15 protein-coding genes are annotated in these 16593 nt (G+C 73.4%); 11 read left to right on the forward strand and 4 right to left on the reverse strand.

Annotation, left to right across the window (positions count from 1 at the left end; genetic code table 11):
• Positions 1–188 precede the first annotated feature (188 nt).
• The 10 genes from AA23TX_RS18570 (at position 189) to AA23TX_RS18615 (ending at position 10366) form a co-directional block, all read left to right on the forward strand.
• Positions 189–1472: an ABC transporter substrate-binding protein gene (locus AA23TX_RS18570; RefSeq protein WP_155543759.1), complete on the forward strand. Its 1284-nt coding sequence runs from the start codon at positions 189–191 to the stop codon at positions 1470–1472.
• 3 nt (positions 1473–1475) lie between these two features.
• Positions 1476–2450 carry a carbohydrate ABC transporter permease gene (locus AA23TX_RS18575; protein ID WP_155543760.1) on the forward strand — a complete coding sequence of 325 codons (975 nt, stop codon included), beginning with the start codon at positions 1476–1478 and terminating at the stop codon, positions 2448–2450.
• On the forward strand, positions 2447–3292 hold the full coding sequence (locus AA23TX_RS18580; protein WP_155543761.1) for a carbohydrate ABC transporter permease: 846 nt from the start codon (positions 2447–2449) through the stop codon (positions 3290–3292). The genes AA23TX_RS18575 and AA23TX_RS18580 overlap by 4 nt, the downstream gene beginning before the upstream one ends.
• Before the next feature lie 5 nt (positions 3293–3297).
• Complete coding sequence (locus AA23TX_RS18585; protein WP_155543762.1) at positions 3298–3864, forward strand: YesL family protein; 567 nt, start codon at positions 3298–3300, stop codon at positions 3862–3864.
• A complete protein-coding gene (locus AA23TX_RS18590; RefSeq protein ID WP_155543763.1) occupies positions 3861–4970 on the forward strand; it encodes a Gfo/Idh/MocA family protein in 1110 nt (369 codons plus the stop codon). Before AA23TX_RS18585 ends, AA23TX_RS18590 begins: the two co-directional genes overlap by 4 nt.
• Positions 4970–6202 carry a Gfo/Idh/MocA family protein gene (locus AA23TX_RS18595; RefSeq protein ID WP_196425372.1) on the forward strand — a complete coding sequence of 411 codons (1233 nt, stop codon included), beginning with the start codon at positions 4970–4972 and terminating at the stop codon, positions 6200–6202. Before AA23TX_RS18590 ends, AA23TX_RS18595 begins: the two co-directional genes overlap by 1 nt.
• Positions 6199–7116: a DUF6807 domain-containing protein gene (locus tag AA23TX_RS18600; protein ID WP_155543765.1), complete on the forward strand. Its 918-nt coding sequence runs from the start codon at positions 6199–6201 to the stop codon at positions 7114–7116. Before AA23TX_RS18595 ends, AA23TX_RS18600 begins: the two co-directional genes overlap by 4 nt.
• Before the next feature lie 11 nt (positions 7117–7127).
• Positions 7128–8399 carry a pectate lyase family protein gene (locus AA23TX_RS18605; RefSeq protein ID WP_155543766.1) on the forward strand — a complete coding sequence of 424 codons (1272 nt, stop codon included), beginning with the start codon at positions 7128–7130 and terminating at the stop codon, positions 8397–8399.
• A 142-nt stretch (positions 8400–8541) separates the two neighbouring features.
• Positions 8542–9312: a pectate lyase gene (locus AA23TX_RS18610; protein WP_155543767.1), complete on the forward strand. Its 771-nt coding sequence runs from the start codon at positions 8542–8544 to the stop codon at positions 9310–9312.
• A gap of 46 nt (positions 9313–9358) precedes the next feature.
• Positions 9359–10366 (forward strand): pectinesterase family protein, encoded by a 1008-nt coding sequence (locus AA23TX_RS18615; protein ID WP_155543768.1) that lies wholly within the window; start codon positions 9359–9361, stop codon positions 10364–10366.
• Positions 10367–10464: 98 nt separating this feature from the next.
• Here the strand turns inward: AA23TX_RS18615 and AA23TX_RS18620 are convergent, their stop codons facing one another.
• The 3 genes from AA23TX_RS18620 to AA23TX_RS18630 form a co-directional block, all read right to left on the reverse strand.
• On the reverse strand, positions 10465–12588 hold the full coding sequence (locus AA23TX_RS18620) for an AfsR/SARP family transcriptional regulator (RefSeq protein WP_155543769.1): 2124 nt from the start codon (positions 12586–12588) through the stop codon (positions 10465–10467).
• Between the two features lie 393 nt (positions 12589–12981).
• Positions 12982–13383 carry a hypothetical protein gene (locus tag AA23TX_RS18625; RefSeq protein WP_155543770.1) on the reverse strand — a complete coding sequence of 134 codons (402 nt, stop codon included), beginning with the start codon at positions 13381–13383 and terminating at the stop codon, positions 12982–12984.
• Positions 13380–14306, reverse strand: coding sequence for a universal stress protein (locus AA23TX_RS18630; RefSeq protein WP_155543771.1), 927 nt, complete (start codon positions 14304–14306; stop codon positions 13380–13382). Before AA23TX_RS18630 ends, AA23TX_RS18625 begins: the two co-directional genes overlap by 4 nt.
• 129 nt (positions 14307–14435) lie before the next feature.
• On the opposite strand from AA23TX_RS18630, the gene AA23TX_RS18635 reads away from it, so the two are divergent.
• Positions 14436–15395, forward strand: coding sequence for a TIGR01777 family oxidoreductase (locus tag AA23TX_RS18635; RefSeq protein WP_155543772.1), 960 nt, complete (start codon positions 14436–14438; stop codon positions 15393–15395).
• A gap of 88 nt (positions 15396–15483) precedes the next feature.
• On the opposite strand, the gene AA23TX_RS18640 is transcribed toward AA23TX_RS18635, so the two are convergent.
• Complete coding sequence (locus AA23TX_RS18640) at positions 15484–16506, reverse strand: helix-turn-helix domain-containing protein (RefSeq protein WP_155543773.1); 1023 nt, start codon at positions 16504–16506, stop codon at positions 15484–15486.
• Between the last annotated feature and the right edge of the window lie 87 nt (positions 16507–16593).

Raw genomic sequence — 16593 nt, forward strand, 5'->3', positions numbered from 1 at the left:
CTGACAGCCCACTTCGGAGGCGGTGTGCTGAAAGCGCTTTCTCGCGCTGCCTGGAAATCGACGGAAACATTGGTGCACAAGGGTTATTGCCCTGATTTGACCGTTGACACCGCTCGCGCGCCTTGCCTACCGTGAGCGCGCTGACAGCGTTTTCAGAAAGTGCTGACCGGCTGAGAACGGAGAGCTCGATGCGTCGGACAAGAGAGCGGCGAACGCTCGTCGCGCTGGCCGCGGTGGTCCCGCTGCTGCTGACCGGGGTCGCCGCGTGCGGCTCGGGCTCCGGCGGCGACGGCGGGGACGTGACGATCACGTTCGTCTGGTGGGGCAGCGAAGGCCGGGCGAACCTGACCAAGAAGGCCGTCGAGCTGTTCCAGCAGAAGAACCCGAAGATCAAGGTGCAGACGTCGTTCTCGGCGTACGCGGCCTACTGGGAGAAGCTCGCGACCCAGACGGCGGGCGGCAAGCCGCCGGACGTCCTCAACGTCGACACGCGCTACCTGGCCGAGTACGGCGGCCGCGGCGTCCTGGCCGACCTCAACCAGGGGACCGGCAAGGCGATCTCGCTCGCCGACATCAACCCCGAGCTGGCGGCCACCGGCGTCTACCAGGGCAAGCGGTACGCGGTGCCGTGGGCGCAGAACACGCCGGCCATGCTCTACGACCCGGCGGCCTTCACCGCGGCGGGCGCGGACCCGGCGAAGGGCCTGACCTGGGACCAGTTCGCCGACGCGACCCAGAAGGTGAGCGGCGCCGGGAGCGCGCGCGGCACGACCGACTTCGGCATCCTCGACACGACGCTGGAGATCTGGCTGCGCCAGCAGGGCAAGCAGTTCTACACGCCGGAGGGCAAGCTCGGCTTCGCCGCCGACGACCTGCGCCGGTACTGGCAGCTCGCGGGCCGGTTCCGCGATGCCAAGGGCGCGTCCCCGGCCGACGTCACGGCGTCGTACAACACCTCGCCCGAGCAGTCGCCGCTCGGCAGGCAGCTGACCAGTTCCGAGTTCGCCTACGACAACCTCCTGCCCGCGTACCAGAAGGCGAACGGCAAGCCGCTGAACGTGGCGCCGTACCCGACCGCCGCGAACGGGGACACCGGGCAGTACCGCCGGCCGTCGATGTTCCTGTCGGTCTCCGCGCGCAGCCAGCAGCAGGACGCGGCGGCGAAGCTCGTCGACTTCCTGGTCAACGACCCCGAGGTGGGCAAGATCGTCGGCACCGACCGCGGGCTCGCGCCGAACCTCAAGGTCCGCGCCCAGCTCGCGCCGTCCGCGAAGGGTGCCGACAAGACGCTCTACGACTACGAAGCCGCCCTCGAGCCGAAGCTCGGTGCCGCGCCGCCGGTGCCGCCCAAGGGCGCGGGCGCGATCCAGAAGCTCCTCCAGCGCACCTACGAGGAGGTCGCGTTCGGGCGGATGAGCCTCGACGACGCCGTCAGCCGGTTCATGTCCGAAGCCGAGAAGGGACTCAAGTAGCCGATGACGACCGTGCGCACCCCGGACCCGCCGGTCGCCCCGGAGGCGGCCGCGGGGGTCCGGAGGCGGGACCGGCCGGCCGGGCGCCGCCGCAAGAGCCAGCCGGAGGCCTTCGCGTTCCTGACGCCCTGGCTGCTCGGCGCGGTGGCGCTGACCGTCGGCCCGATGGTCGTCTCGCTCTACCTGTCCTTCACCGACTACGACCTCTTCACCTCGCCGAAGTGGGTCGGCTTCGGGAACTTCGCGCACATGTTCACCGACGACGACCGCTACCTGCAGTCGGTGAAGGTGACGCTCATCTACGTCCTGGTCTCGGTGCCGCTGAAGCTCGCCGTGTCGCTGCTGGTGGCCATGCTGCTCAACACGCGCCGCGGCGGAGGCGGCTTCTACCGGGCCGCGTTCTACGCGCCGTCGCTGCTGGGCGCGAGCGTCGCGGCGGCGCTGGTGTGGCGGGCGCTGTTCATGGGCGGCGGCCCGGTGAACGAGGTGCTGGCCTCTGTCGGCTGGCACACGCCGAGCTGGGTCGACGACCCCCAGTTCAGCCTCGCCTCGATCGTGCTGCTCGGGGTCTGGCAGTTCGGCGCGCCGATGGTGATCTTCCTGGCCGGGCTCAAGCAGATCCCGGCCGAGCTGCACGAAGCGGCCGCGATCGACGGCGCCGGCGCGTTCCGCCGGTTCCGGCACATCACGCTGCCGATGCTGTCGCCGGTGATCTTCTTCAACCTGGTGATGGAGGCCATCCACGCGTTCCAGGCGTTCACCCCGGCGTTCGTCATCGGCGGCGGCCGCGGCGGTCCGGCCGACGCGGACCTGTTCTACACGCTCTACCTGTTCGAGGTCGGCTTCCAGGACTTCCGCATGGGCTACGCGTCCGCGATGGCGTGGGTCCTGCTGGCGGTGATCGCGATCGTCACGGCGATCGTGTTCCGCACCGCGAAGCTGTGGGTGTTCTACGACGACACCGGGGAGCGCTCATGACCGTGCTCCCGCGTTCGGCCCGCTCGGCCGGGTGGCACGTGCTGTGCCTGGTGATCGTCGCCGTGGTGCTGTACCCGCTGGTGTGGCTGGCGTTCGCGTCGGTCAAGCCGCCGGACGAGATCCTCTCGCGGCTGGCGCTGCTGCCGACGCGGCTCGTCTTCGACGGGTATTCGAAGGGCTGGGAAGGCGCGGCGGACGTCGGGTTCGGCCGCTTCTTCCTCAACTCGTTCCTCGTCGCCGGCCTGTCGGTGGCCGCGAACGTCCTGTCGTGTTCGCTGGCCGCTTTCGCCTTCGCGCGCTTGAAGTTCCGGTTCCGCGGCGCGCTGTTCGCGTTCATGATCACGACGCTGATGCTGCCCTACCACGTCACGCTCATCCCGCAGTACGTGATCTTCCAGCAGGCCGGCCTGGTCAACACGTTCGTCCCGCTGGTCCTGCCGAAGCTGCTGGCCACCGAGGCGTTCTTCGTGTTCCTGATCGTCCAGTTCATGCGCGGGATCCCGCGCGAGCTGGACGAGGCCGCGACCATCGACGGCTGCTCGGTCTACCGGACCTTCTGGCACGTCGTGCTGCCGCTGTCGAAACCGGCGCTGGTCACGACGTCGATCTTCACGTTCATCTGGACGTGGAACGACTTCTTCACGCAGATGGTCTACCTGAACGACACGGAGAAGTTCACCGTGCCGCTCGGCCTGCGGCTGTTCGTCGACACCAGCAGCGAGTCGAACTTCGGCGCGATGTTCGCCATGTCGGCGCTCGCGCTCGTCCCGATCGTGCTCTTCTTCCTCGCCTTCCAGCGCCTGCTGGTCGAAGGCGTCAGCACCAGCGGCCTGAAGGGGTGACGGCGATGCGCACCGCGAAGACGCAGTGGCGTACCGGGCTCGGCGACTTCTCGGACTGCCTGCTGACGGGCCTGCTCGTCGCCCTCGCCTCGGTGCCGGTGGTGACGGCGGCCCCGGCGTTCGCGGCGGGCTGTCGCACCCTGGACCGGACGCGGCACGGCATCGGAAGTCCACTGTGGACGACGTTCTGGGCCGACTTCCGCCACGCCGCCCGGGGTGGGTTGCTCTTCGCCCTCGGTTGCCCCGTCGCGGTCGTGCTCTTCGTGGTGGACCTCGAAGTGGTGCGCTCGATGCCGGGCGCGGGGGTGCTCGGGCCCGCGTTGTGGGTCCTGGCCGCCGCGGTCGCCGTCGTCGCGCTGCGGACGTGCGAGGTGGTAGCGACCGAGTCGCTGTCCTGGCGGCGGGCGGTCGCGACGGCGGCCCGCGAGACCGCGGCGGCGCCGGGGAACGCCCTGCTCCTGGCCGGGGCGGCCGGCCTCGCGGTGGTGCTCGTCTGGATGCTGCCGATCCTCGCCCTGCTGGTGGCCGGGCCGCTGGCCCTGGCCGCGGTGGCGACCGGCGGGCCCCGATGATCCCGAGCGTCGTCGTGTTCGGCACGGCCGGCTACGCGCGCACGCACCTGCGCCGCGCCCGGGCGCTGCACGACCGGGGAGAGATCGTCCTGGCCGGCGCGTGCGACGTCCGGGAGCCGCCGGACGGGGCCGGCGAGCTGGTGCCGGTGTTCACCCGCGACCCGGCCGAGCTGCTGGCTCGCGTGCCGGCCGACATCGCCGTGGTGGCCACCCCACCGCACACGCACCTGCCGCTGGCCCGCCTCGCGCTCGCCGCGGGCTGCCACGTGCTCGTGGAGAAGCCGCCGGTGCTCGACCTGACGGCGTTCGACGAGCTGACGGAGCGGGCCCGGGGCCGGGCCTGTCAGGTCGGGTTCCAGAGCTTCGGCTCGCCCGCCGTGCCGGTGATCCGGGCCGCGCTGGCCCGGGGCGCGATCGGGGCGGTCACCGGGGTCGCCGCCGCGGGCGCGTGGATCCGGCGTGACCGCTACTTCGCGCGCTCCGCCTGGGCGGGCCGTCGCCGGCTCGAGGGGCGAGCGGTCGTGGACGGCGCGCTGACGAACCCGTTCGCCCACGCCGTCGCGACCGCCTTGCTGCTCAACGGCACCGCCGGCGCCCGGCCCGAGCGCGCGACCGTCGAGCTGTACCGCGCCCGCGACATCGAGTCGGACGACACGGCGTGCGCCCGCCTGTGCTTCGCCGGCGCGCCGGACGTCGTCGCGGCCGCGACGCTCGCCGCCGAAGCCGACCACGAGCCCTACGTGCTGATCCACGGCACCGAGGGCCGGATCCGGTGGCACTACAAGACCGACGTCGTCCTCATCGGCGGCGAGCCGGTGCCGGTCGGCCCGCCGGAAGACCTGCTGGCGAACCTCGTCGGGCACCTCCGCGACGGCGTGCCCCTGCTCGCCCCTCTGGCCGCCACCCGCGCGTTCACCGCACTGGTCGAGACGGTCCGCGACGCGCCCGAGCCGCGACGGCTGCCCGGGGCCCGGGCGGTCGGCACCGGGCCGGAGCGCCGGTTCGTCGTGCCGGGTGTCGACCGGGCCGTCGACGTGGCGGCCGAACGGCTCGCGCTCTTCTCCGAGCTCGCCCTGCCCTGGACCCTCGCCCGAGAGGAGACGTGATGGTGACGCGCCGCTACGCGATCGTCGGCCTGGGGTCCCGCGCCCGGCTGTTCGCCCGCTCACTGGCCAGCTCGCCGCGAGCCGAGCTCGCGGCCTTCTGCGACCCCAGCGAAACCCGCATGCGCGTCCACAAAGGATGGATCGGCGCGTCGGTGCCGGGTTACCGGCCGGCGGACTTCGCGGCCATGCTGGAAAAGGAGCACATCGACGTCGTCGTGGTGTGCACGCCGGACCACACGCACGCGGACTACGTCGTCGCCGCGCTGCACGCCGGCTGCGACGTCGTCACCGAAAAGCCCATGACGACCGACGTCGACGGCGCGCGGCGCATCCTCACGGCCCGCCGGGAGACGGGGCGCTCGGTGCGGGTCGCGTTCAACTACCGGTACAACCCGGTGCACCGGCGCGTGCGCGAGCTGCTGGCCGCGGGCGCGATCGGGGAGATCGGCTCGGTCGAGTTCGGCTGGCTGCTCGACACCGCGCACGGCGCCGACTACTTCCGCCGCTGGCACCGCGACAAGGCGAACTCCGGCGGCCTGCTCGTGCACAAGTCCGGCCACCACTTCGACCTGGTCAACTGGTGGCTCGGCAGCGGTCCCGAGACGGTCTTCGCCTTCGGCAGGCTGTTCTTCTACGGCGAGCGGAACGGCCGCCGGCCCACCGCCCCCGACGACCGTTTCGCGCTGGACCTCGAGGCCTCGCCCCTGCTGCGCGCGCTCTACCTCGACGCGGAGCGGGAAGACGGCTACGTCAGGAACCAGGACGTGTTCGCACCCGGCGTCACGATCGAGGACGACGTTTCGGTGCTCGTCCGGCACCGCGGCGGGGTGGTCCTGAACTACCACCTGCACGCGTATTCGCCGCGGGAGGGCTACCGCGTCGCGTTTTCGGGCAGCTCGGGGCGGCTCGAGCTGGAGGTCCGGGAGAACGAGTACCCGTCCGGTGCCGAGCCGAAAGCCGAGCCCGGACGCGCCCGGCTGACCGTGCAACGGCACTGGGAACCGCCGGAGGTCGTGCTCGACGAGGTCCTCGGCGAAGGCCACGGCGGCGGGGACGAGCGGATGCTCGCCGAGCTGCTCGGCGACGCCGGCCCGGACCCGCTCGGCTGCGCCGCCGACCACGATTCCGGCCTGCAGGCGCTGCTCACCGGGCTGGCGGCCAACCGGTCCCTGGCCACCGGCCTGCCGGTGCCGGTCGACGACCTGCTCGGCGAAATCGGGGAACCGGGGTGAGCCGGGCGGCCGTGGGCGACGGGACGCTGGCGCTGGCCGAAGACGACGGCCGGATGCGCGTCCACGTCGGCGACCTCGTCCTGGCGGAGTACGTCGTGGCGCCGCCGACGCCGGCCGGAGACTCGCCGAAGCCGTACCTGCACCCGCTGCGCACCACCGCCGGCGAGACCGTGACCGCGGTCCGGCCGCACGACCACACCTGGCACAACGGCCTGCAGTTCACCATGGCCCACCTCTCGGGGGAGAACTTCTGGGGCGGCCGGACGTACGTGCGCGGCCGCGGGTACACGCCGCTCGACAACAACGGCAGCGTCCGGCACGTCCGCTGGGAGAGCATCGTGACCGCGGCGGGGTCCTGCGAGCTGCGGCACGAGCTGGCCTGGCGCACCGCGGCGGGCCGGCGGTGGCTGACCGAGCACCGCACGCTGCGCTTCGGCGACGTCTCGGCGGACCGCTGGACCCTCACGTGGACGAGCCGGCTGCGCAACACCAGCGGCCGGGAGCTGCGCTGGGGCAGCCCGGTGACCGAAGGCCGCGAGACGGCCGGCTACGGCGGGCTGTTCTGGCGCGGGCCGCGCTCGTTCGTCGGGGGCGCGGTCCGGACGTCCGACGGCCGGCCGGCGGACGACGCGATGGGGCACCGCGCCCCGTGGCTCGCGTTCACCGGCCGGCACGACGAGAGCCTCCGGACGTCGACGCTGCTGTTCGCCGACAGCCCGGCGAACCCCGGTTTTCCCACGGCCTGGTACGTGCGGGCCGAGCCGTTCCCGGTCGTCAGCTTCGCCGCGACCTACCACCGGCCGCGGCTGCTCGCACCGGGGGAGGAGCTGACGCTGACCCACCACGTCGTCGTCCTCGACGGCGATCCGGAGCCCGCCCGGCTGGCCGAGCTCGCGGCCCGGGCGGCCGAGTAGAAGGAGCCGACATGCGCTGGAAGGCCTTCGCGGGGTGCCTCGCCCTGCTCGGACTCACCCTCACCGCCGGGCCGGCGGAAGCCCACGGCCACGACCCGGGCCGCGTCGTGGCCGGCGCGCACGACGGCTGGGGCGCGGGGACGACCGGGGGAGCGGCCGCCGCACCCGGCGACGTCCACACGGTGTCGAAGCGCTCGGAGCTGGTGGCGGCGCTGGCATCGCACCCGGGCGCGCCGAAGATCGTCTACGTCCGCGGCACGATCGAGGGCAACGTGGACGCCGGTGACCGGCCGCGGACCTGTGCCGACTTCGCCGATCCCGGCTACAGCCTGCCCGCGTACCTGGCGGCGTACGACCCGGCGACCTGGGGGAAGGTCGAGCCTTCCGGACCGTTGGAGGAGGCCCGCGCCCGGTCGCAGGCGAACCAGGCGGCGCAGGTGGTGGTCGACGTCGGCCCGGACACGACGATCTACGGGCTCGGCGCGACTCTGCACGGGCTGACGCTGCGCGTCACCGGTGACAACGTGATCCTGCGGAACCTGCGGTTCTCCGACGCGCACGACTGCTTCCCGCAGTGGGACCCCCTCGACGGCGCCGACGGGAACTGGAACTCCGAGTACGACAACGTGGACCTGGTCGGCGCGACGCACGTCTGGGTCGACCACAACGAGTTCAGCGACGGCGGGAACGACGCGCAGCCCACGTATTTCGGGCGCAAATACGAGGTCCACGACGGACTGCTGGACATCGTGAACGGCTCGGACCTGGTGACGGTGTCGGACAACCGGCTGCACGACCACGACAAGACGATGCTGATCGGCAACACCGACAAGCCCACCTACGACGTCGGGAAGCTGCGCGTCACCGTGCACCACAACCTGTTCTCGGAGATCGGGCAGCGCGCGCCGCGGGTGCGGTACGGGCAGGTGCACGTGTACGACAACCTTTACGTGGTGCGGGACCCGGCCGCCTACACGTATTCGCTCGGGGTGGGCGTCGAGTCGCGCATCTACGCGGAGAACAACTTCTTCCGGATCCCGGCCACGGTTCCCCTGGGTGCGCTGGTCCACTATTGGAAGGGGACGGTGCTGCACGCGACCGGGACGCTGGTTTCCTCCGGTGCGGCGCTGCCCCGGCCGGTGGATCTGCCGGCGGAGTACAACGCGGCCAACGATCCGGATCTGGGGCCGGACGTGGGCTGGACGCCGACGCTGGTCGACCACCTCGATCCCACGTGGGCGGTGCCCGCGCGGGTGCTGCTCGGCGCCGGTCCCGTTTTCTGAAAACGGCGGGCATCCGGGCGACAGGGTGATCCCAGCGGCCGGTGACATTGACACGCCGAACCCGGGAACCGGAGACTGAGAAAGCGCTTTCAGCACTCGCCAGGACCCTTTTCCGCAAGGGAAGACCCAAGGAGTGATGAGCATGTCCCCGATTTCCCGGGTCGCGGTCGTCGCCGCGCTCGCGGTGTCCACCGTGATCGTCGCCGGCCCGTCCGCGAGCGCCGCCTCGTGGCCGAGTCCCACCGCCAGTCAGGCGGTCGGCGCGACCATCAAGGTCACCGGCGGCACCTACGACGGCGGCCTCAAGCGGTTCTACGGCACCGGCGACCTCGGCACCGGCGGCCAGGACGAGGACCAGGGCCCGATCTTCGAGCTCGCCAACGGCACCACCCTGAAGAACGTCGTCCTCGGCAGCCCGGCCGCCGACGGCGTGCACTGCCTCGGCACCTGCACGCTGCTCAACGTCTGGTGGGAGGACGTCGGCGAGGACGCCGCGACCTTCAAGGGCACCTCGGCGTCGCAGACCATGACGATCGACGGCGGCGGGGCGCGCAAGGCGTCGGACAAGGTGTTCCAGCACAACGGCCCCGGCACGATGTACATCCGGAACTTCCAGGTCAACGACTTCGGCAAGCTGTACCGCTCCTGCGGCAACTGCAAGACGCAGTACAAGCGCACCGTCGTCGTGGACAACGTCACCGCCACGGTGCCCGGCAAGGCACTGGTCGGCATCAACACCAACTACGGCGACACCGCGAAGCTGACCCGGATCACCATCGTCGGCGACTCGAGCCGCAAGATCGAGCCCTGCCAGAAGTACAAGGGGGTCACCAGCGGCGAGCCGACCAAGACCGGCAGCGGCCCCGACTCGACGAACTGCCTCTACACCACCGCCAACATCACCTACCAGTGACCGGCCGGGGGTGCCGTCCACCGTCCGGCACCCCCCAGGAGGCGTCATGTTCACGACCCTGCTCCTCGCCTCGGTGCTCACCGGGGCCACCCTGTGCCCGTCGGCCGCGGCGAACGTCGTCGTGGCCGAGGACGGCTCCGGGAACTACCGCACCGTCCAAGCCGGAATCGACGCGGTTCCGGCCGGCGGCACGGTCTCGGTGAAGCCGGGGACCTACCGCGAGGTGATCACCGTGCCCGCGGCGAAGACCGGGATCACCCTGCGCGGCACCACCGGCAAGGCCGCCGACGTCGTGGTCGACTACGACAACGCGAGCGGGACCAAGAAGCCCGACGGCACGACGTACGGCACCACCGGCAGCGCGACCGCGACCATCGCCGCGAACGGCTTCACGGCGAGCGCGCTGACCTTCCGCAACTCCTTCGACCGCAAGGCCCACCCGGAGATCACCGCCACCCAGGCGGTCGCGGTCAAGACCACCGGCGACCGGATGGTCTTCGACAACGTCACGTTCCTCGGCCACCAGGACACGCTCTACGCCGACACCGCGGCGGTCGGCACAGCGGGACGTCAGTACTACCGCGCGTGCGCGATCAGCGGCGACGTCGACTTCCTCTTCGGCCGCGCCACCGCCGTGTTCGACCGGGCGACGATCACCGCGCTCGACCGAGGCTCGAGCCCCAACGGCTACCTGACGGCGGCGAGCACCCGGCGGACCACCGCGTACGGGTTCCTGATCGTCGGCAGCAAGGTGCTCAGCCCGGCGGCCAGCGCCACCTTCTACCTGGGCCGGCCGTGGCACCCCGGCGGGGACGTCGACGCGATCGCGCAGGTGGTCGTCCGCGAGACGGTGCTGCCCGCGGCGATCAAGCCCACGCCGTGGACGGACATGTCCGGCTTCTCGTGGAAGGACGCCCGGTTCGCCGAGTACCGCAACACGGGGCCGGGCGCGGGCACCGGAACGGACCGGCCACAGCTGACGGCGGCCCAGGCCGCGACGTACACGGCGCAGCACTACCTCGCGGGCGGCGACGGGTGGAACCCGGTGCATTGAGGCCCGCCGATCGATGTGCCGTGGTTCGATCCGGCCGCGGTCGGCTCGGTCCTGCGGCTCCTGACCGGACGAACCCGGTCCGCGAGCCGAAAACCCTTTCACCGGGCCGGTTCCCCGAACGTCCGAGCCTCTTCCTCGGCCGCGGCCAGCTCGCTCGCCGCCGCCATCGCGTCCCCCGGGCCGCCGCGCCGGGCCAGTGCTTCCGCGTGGCGGCGGCGGGAGAACACCACCGCCGGCCAGTGGGCCAGGGCCAGGTTGTGCTGGACCGCCGCCCGCAGGTGGGCGACCGCGCGGTCCAGGTCGCCGGTCGTCAGGGCCGCTGTGCCCAACGGGTAGTGGATCGAGCCGAAGCACGCGATGGCCAGGCTCGCCATCGCCGGCAGGTGACCGAACGGGCGGAGCAGCTCGGAAACCCGCGTCGCCGTCTCCGCGTCGGCCAGCAGGTAGGCCGTTTCCGCCACGCCGCACAGGGAGATCAGCCACGTGCTCGACCGCGGCAGCGCGCCCAGGTCCTCGCCGCACAGGCGCGCCAGCGCTCCCGCGGCCGTCCGGCGGTCGCCCGACGAAGCGGCCGCCACCGCCAGCGCCGCGTAGTAGGAGTTGTCGATCGGGCTGAGCGTGGGGGAGTGCATCAGCCCGTCCAGCACCGGCACCAGCTCGCCGAGCCGGCCCTGGAACCACCGGATCGCCACCAGCTGCGCGCCGTACCAGCCGAGCGCGTCCAGGTCACCGGCCGCCTGGCCGAGCTCCGCGCAGGCCTGGGCACCCTGCTCGGCCTCGCGGAACCGGCCCGCGCGGATGGCGAGCATGACCTTGAGCGCGTCGGCGACGAACCCCGCGGCCAGGTGCTTGCGCGCCGCCAGGAGGTCGTCGAGCTCGCCGAGCCGCCGCTGGGCGTGCGGGTCGCCGGCCAGGAACAGGTCGACGGTGTCCCACAGCACGCCCATCACGAGGTCGGTGCGCCGCCCGGACCGCCCGCTCACCCCGACCAGCTCGGTGGCCAGCGCGTGCCGCCGGGCCGTGTGGTCCGGGCCGAGCAGGCAGTGGTGGGCCAGGCTCAGCGCCTCGGCGTGCGCGACCGGGTCGCCGGCTTCCCGGGTTTCCGCGGCGATGGCGAGGATCCGGTCGTGCGTGACGGCCTGGTAGTCCTCCTCGCCCGCGAGCCGGGTCCGCAGCCGGCGGGCCACGGCCGACGCCGGGTCCACCTCCGCCAGCGCGTGCCGCAGGCGGGTCAGGAGCAGCTCCGACGCGGCGGCCGTCCGGTGTTCGTGCACCCACACCCCGCCCAGCCCGAGCGCCGCGCGGGCGAGCGCGTCGGCGTCCCCGGCCTGCTCCGCACGGCGGTAGGCGGTCTCGAAGTGCTCGCGGCTGGTCCGCAGGTCGCCGTCCTCCAGCAGGGCGTGCTCGCCGGCGGCCAGCGCGTCGTCCGGGACGGTCACCACGGTTCCGGGCCGCGCCGGGAGCAGGCCCGGGTCGTGGGCGAGCACCTGCCGGTGCACCTGGGCCAGCACCGGCGAGGGCTCCACGCCGGACGCGGTGATCAGCCCGTGCCGGGCCCGGCGGAACGCTTCCAGCGCGTCGCCCTGCCGCCCGGCGCGGTAGAGCGCCGTCATCAGCTGCCCCCACAGCCGTTCGTGGCCGGGGAAGGCGGCGGTCAGCGACTCCAGCTCGGCGATCAGGCCGGTGTCCTCGCCGGTGGCCAGGTCGGCGTCGATCCGGTCCTGGACGGCGTTGTGGCGCAACCGTTCCAGCCGCAGCCCCTCGGCGCGGAGCGGCTCGACGCCGGGGAACTCCTCGTACGCTTTCCCGCGCCACAGCGCCAAAGCCGCGGTCAGGCGCTCGCGGGCGGCGGCGGGTTCACCGGCGGCGAGCGCGCGACGTCCTTCGGCGGCGAGCTGCTCGAACCGCGCCGCGTCGAGGGCCTCGGGTGCCAGGCGCAGCACGTAGCCCGGCGAGCGGGTCAGGATCAGGCGGCCGTCCACGGAACCGCGCAGCCGCGAAAGGTACGTCCGCACGGTCCGGTCCGCGTGGTCGGGCGGCCGCTCGCCCCACAGCGCGCGGCCGAGCGCGGGGACGCTCACGACGCGCCCCGACTCCGCCGCCAGCACGGCGAGCAGGGTCCGCAGGCGCGGGCCGCCGACGTCGCGCGGCGCACCGCCGATCCGGACCTCGAACGGTCCCAGTACTCCGAGGTCCACCCCGCCGGTGGTGTTGCCGACCATCCCCGCCCCTCCGCCGCGGACGCGTCCGCGCTCAGGCGTACAGGAGCGGGGTCGGCCGCGCGAGATACGTCGACAGGATGGAAAAGCCGCGACGGTTAAGTGTCGATCGACGGCGGCCGGGCCCGGCCGCGGTCGATCACGGGACCCGCGGCCGTCGGTTGTCCGGGCGGACGTCCGGGAAACGCACGATTCGAGGCCTGGCCGGGGTTTCCGCCGTCGCGGGGGCGGGTGCCGCACGGGTGGCGACCGGTGCCGTCACGGGTCCCGCGGCCGCCGGGAAAAGCGCTACTTACGGCCGTCCGCACCAGGGCGACGGCGAGCAGGACCGCCCGCGTGCGGGGCCGGGAGCGGGCGGTCCTGGTGGCAGGGGGGTCCTCGGTGGCCCGGTGACGCCTACGTGATCGGCACGGTGGCGACGCAGGACGTCGTGCCGTTGTCGAACGTCGTGGCCGCGGTGCCCCGCGCGGTGGCCGGGATCGCGAGGCCCGCCGGCAGCGACGCGGTGCCGTTCGTCGCCGGGCCGATCCGGGTGTAGACGGTGTGCGTGCCCAGCCCGTCCTGGTAGGAGATCCGCAACGACTGCGTGCCCGAGTCGCCGATGTACGGGCCCGACGTGGTGATCGAGCCGAGCGGGTGGTGGTAGCCGCCGGAGGTTTCGTACCGCAGCGTGAACGTCCCGCTGAACCCGCCGGCGTGGCAGACGCTCGTGACCTGCTTGACGGTCGCCGCCTGGGCCCGGGCCGCCAGCGTCGTGGCCAGCATCGCGACGAGCCCGGCTCGCACCACTGTCTTCATCTGATCCCTCGCTCTCGGTCGGGGCCATCCTGCCGGATCGGGCTTCCGTCCCGCTTCCCTCCGGAGGCGGTGCGGACGAGCAGGACCGGGCACGCCGCGTGGTGCAGCAGCGCCTGGCCGGTGGACCCGAGCAGCAGTCCGGGGAAACCGCCGCGGCCGCGGTCGCCGAGGACGACCAGCTGGGCGGACCCGCTGCGCTCGATCAGTTCGCGCCGCGGGTGGGCGTGGACGACGACCTGCTCGACCGCGAGGTCGCCGAGGTCGTGGTCGTGGAGCCGTTCACCGAGCAGCCGGCGCCCGGCCTCGGCGACGCAGCGCGGGTCGGGTCGCGGCGGCGGGGCGTCGGTCCAGGCGTGCAGCACGACCAGCGGTGCGCGGCGGACGCGGGCTTCGGCGAGCGCCGCCGCGAGCACGCGGGTGCCGGCTTCGCTGCCGTCGATGCCGGTGACGACCGGGCGTTCGCCCGCGCCGGGCTCGTCCCAGCTGTCCCCGCGGACGACGACGGTGTCGCAGCGCGCGTGGGTCCCGACAGCCGCGGCGACCGAGCCCGCGAGCAGGCTGGTGAGCCGCCCGTGCCCGGCGGAGCCGACGACGAGCAGGGCGGCCGCCCGGGACGCTTCGATCAGCGCCTGTGCGGCGCGGTCGGGGTCGAGCCGGGTCGTCGCGCCGGGAACCCCTTGCGCGGCGGCCAGTTCCCGCGCGGTGCGCAGGGCTCGCCGGCCGCGGGCGCGCAGGGCGTCGACCATCTCCTCCGGCGGCGGCACGACGCCGCCCGTGAGCAGGGCCGGGACGTCGAGGGCGTGCACGATCTCCAGGGCCGCGTCCCGCAGGCAGGCGGTTCGCGCGGCCCACCGGACGGCGTCCAGGGACTCGGCCGACCCGTCCACCCCGGTGACGATCGGCGGCGCGGCTGCAGCGGTCATCGGCCGACTCTATGCCCGCCCGGGGCGTCCCGGGCCCGGAACGACGACGTCCTGGCCGGTGCCCAGAATATTTGAACGTGTTCAACTCTTTCGGTACCGTGGGGTGGGCGGACCGTGAAGGGGGATTTCATGAAGGTCGTGCTACCCGGTGGCACCGGGCATCTGGGGCGGGTGCTGAGCCGCCGGCTGGCCGCACGCGGGGACGAGGTCGTCGTGCTGACCCGGCGGGACGTCCCGCCGGAACCGGGGGTGCGCCACGTCCGCTGGGACGGGCGGGCGGCGGGGCCGTGGACGGCGGAGATCGACGGCGGCGACGTCGTGCTCAACCTGGCCGGCCGGTCGGTGCACTGCCGGTACACCCGGGCGAACCTGCGGGAGATGTGGAACTCGCGGATCGATTCGGCACGGGTCGTCGGCGGCGCGATCGAGCGGGCCGCGCGGCCGCCGCGGGTCTGGCTGCAGATGAGCACGGCGACGATCTACGCGCACCGGTTCGACGCCCCGAACGACGAAGCCACCGGCGTGCTCGGCGGCGGCGAACCGGGCGCGCCCGCCTACTGGGCCTACAGCGTCGACCTCGCCCGGGCGTGGGAGCGCGAGCAGGAGGTGGCGAACACGCCGCACACCCGCAAGGTGGCGCTGCGGACGGCGATGGTGATGAGCCCGGAGCCCGGCGGCGCGTTCGCGATGCTGCTGCGGCTGACGCGGCTGGGCCTGGGTGGCCCCGTCGCGGGCGGGGCCCAGTACCTGTCGTGGATCCACGAGGACGACCTGGTCCGCGCGATCGACTTCCTGATCGCGCGGGAGGACCTGAGTGGCCCGGTGAACCTGGCGGCCCCGGAACCGTTGCCGTACCGGGACTTCCTGCGCTCCCTGCGCGAGGCGGCGGGGGTCCGGTTCGGCCTGCCGGCGACGAGGTGGATGGCGGAGATCGGGGCGTTCGTGCTGCGCTCGGACACGGAGCTGCTGCTGAAGAGCCGCCGCGTGGTCCCCGGGCGCCTCCGGGACGCGGGGTTCGCCTTCGACCACCCCGAGTGGGCCGGGGCGGCGGAGGACCTGCTCCGGGGTCCACTGAGGACGGTCAGCTGAGGTTGTGGCTGGTCCACCGCCGCATAGCTGCGCCGGCAAACTCGCCCAAGTTGCCACAAGCACTCGGCCGAGCGTCCTCAAAGGACGGTCAGCTGACCGAAGCGTTGTCCCGCAGCCGTCTCAGCATCAGGGCGAGGTGCAGCCGGAACCGACCCCCAGGGGAGTCGACCTCGAAGCCGAGGACCGCTTCGGCGCGGGCCAAGCGGGCCGGCATCGTGCTGTGGTGGCGGTGCAGCACCGCCGCGGCCTTGCGGGCCGAGCCGGTCGCGCACAGCGCGTCGAGTGCCGCCAGGGTGTCGTCGCCGTGGGCTTCGGCCGCGAGCCGGTCGAGCGCTCGGACGTCGGGCAGCTCGGCGAGGTCCGGCCCGTCGAGCCGGCCGGCGAACGCGACCAAGCTGCCGAGCCGGTCCCACCACACCACCGGCTCGGAACCCGCCGTGAAGCGCAGCGCCGTCCGGGCGGCGGCCCAGGAACGGGCCGCGTCGATGGCCGGCAGCTCCGGGCCGATGCCCGCCCGGCCGCCGTCCGGAAGCGGGCCGGGCACGGCGTCCAGCAGGATCGCGCGTACCCCGCCCAGCTGCGCCGCACGCCCGGCGAGCCCGTCGACGCCGGTGCCCGCCAGCACTCGGAACCGGGCCGCCGGGGAGATCCCCAGCAGGTGCAGGGCCCGCGACCGCTCGGCCGTCCCGGCGTCCTCGGACAGCACCAGCTCGACCAGCGCGGGGTCGCCGAGCTCGGGCCGCGGCACTCCGCCCTGCTCCAGCAGGATCGCGGTGGCGATCGCGAACCGTTCCAGCAGCATGTCGTCGAGCGGAGCCGGTGCGCCGCCCCGGGCCACCCACACCTCGACGCCGCCCTCGAGCCGGCGGACGGCCGCTCCCGCCGGCGCCGTGCCGGCCGTCGTGACGCCGTGGCCCGGTTCCGCGCGCAGCGACAGCCCCTGTCCGGGCGCGTGCACGCCGACCGGGCAGCCGGCGAGCTCGGCCGTGCTGCCCACCAGCGCGTCCAGGCCGGCGTGGCCGGTGATCAGGCGATCGAAGAACCCGATCACCCGCACGGCGTTCTCGGCGTCGGCGTCGAGCCCGGACAGGCGCAGCAGCAGCCCCTTCATGCCGTCACGATAGGCGCGGCCGCCGCCGGATGGCGAGCTCCGGAGCGGCAACGCCCGCCGCGTGGCGGTGGCCGGGACCACCTCCGG

It is taken from the genome of Amycolatopsis camponoti, from assembly GCF_902497555.1.
Lineage (GTDB): Bacteria > Actinomycetota > Actinomycetes > Mycobacteriales > Pseudonocardiaceae > Amycolatopsis > Amycolatopsis camponoti.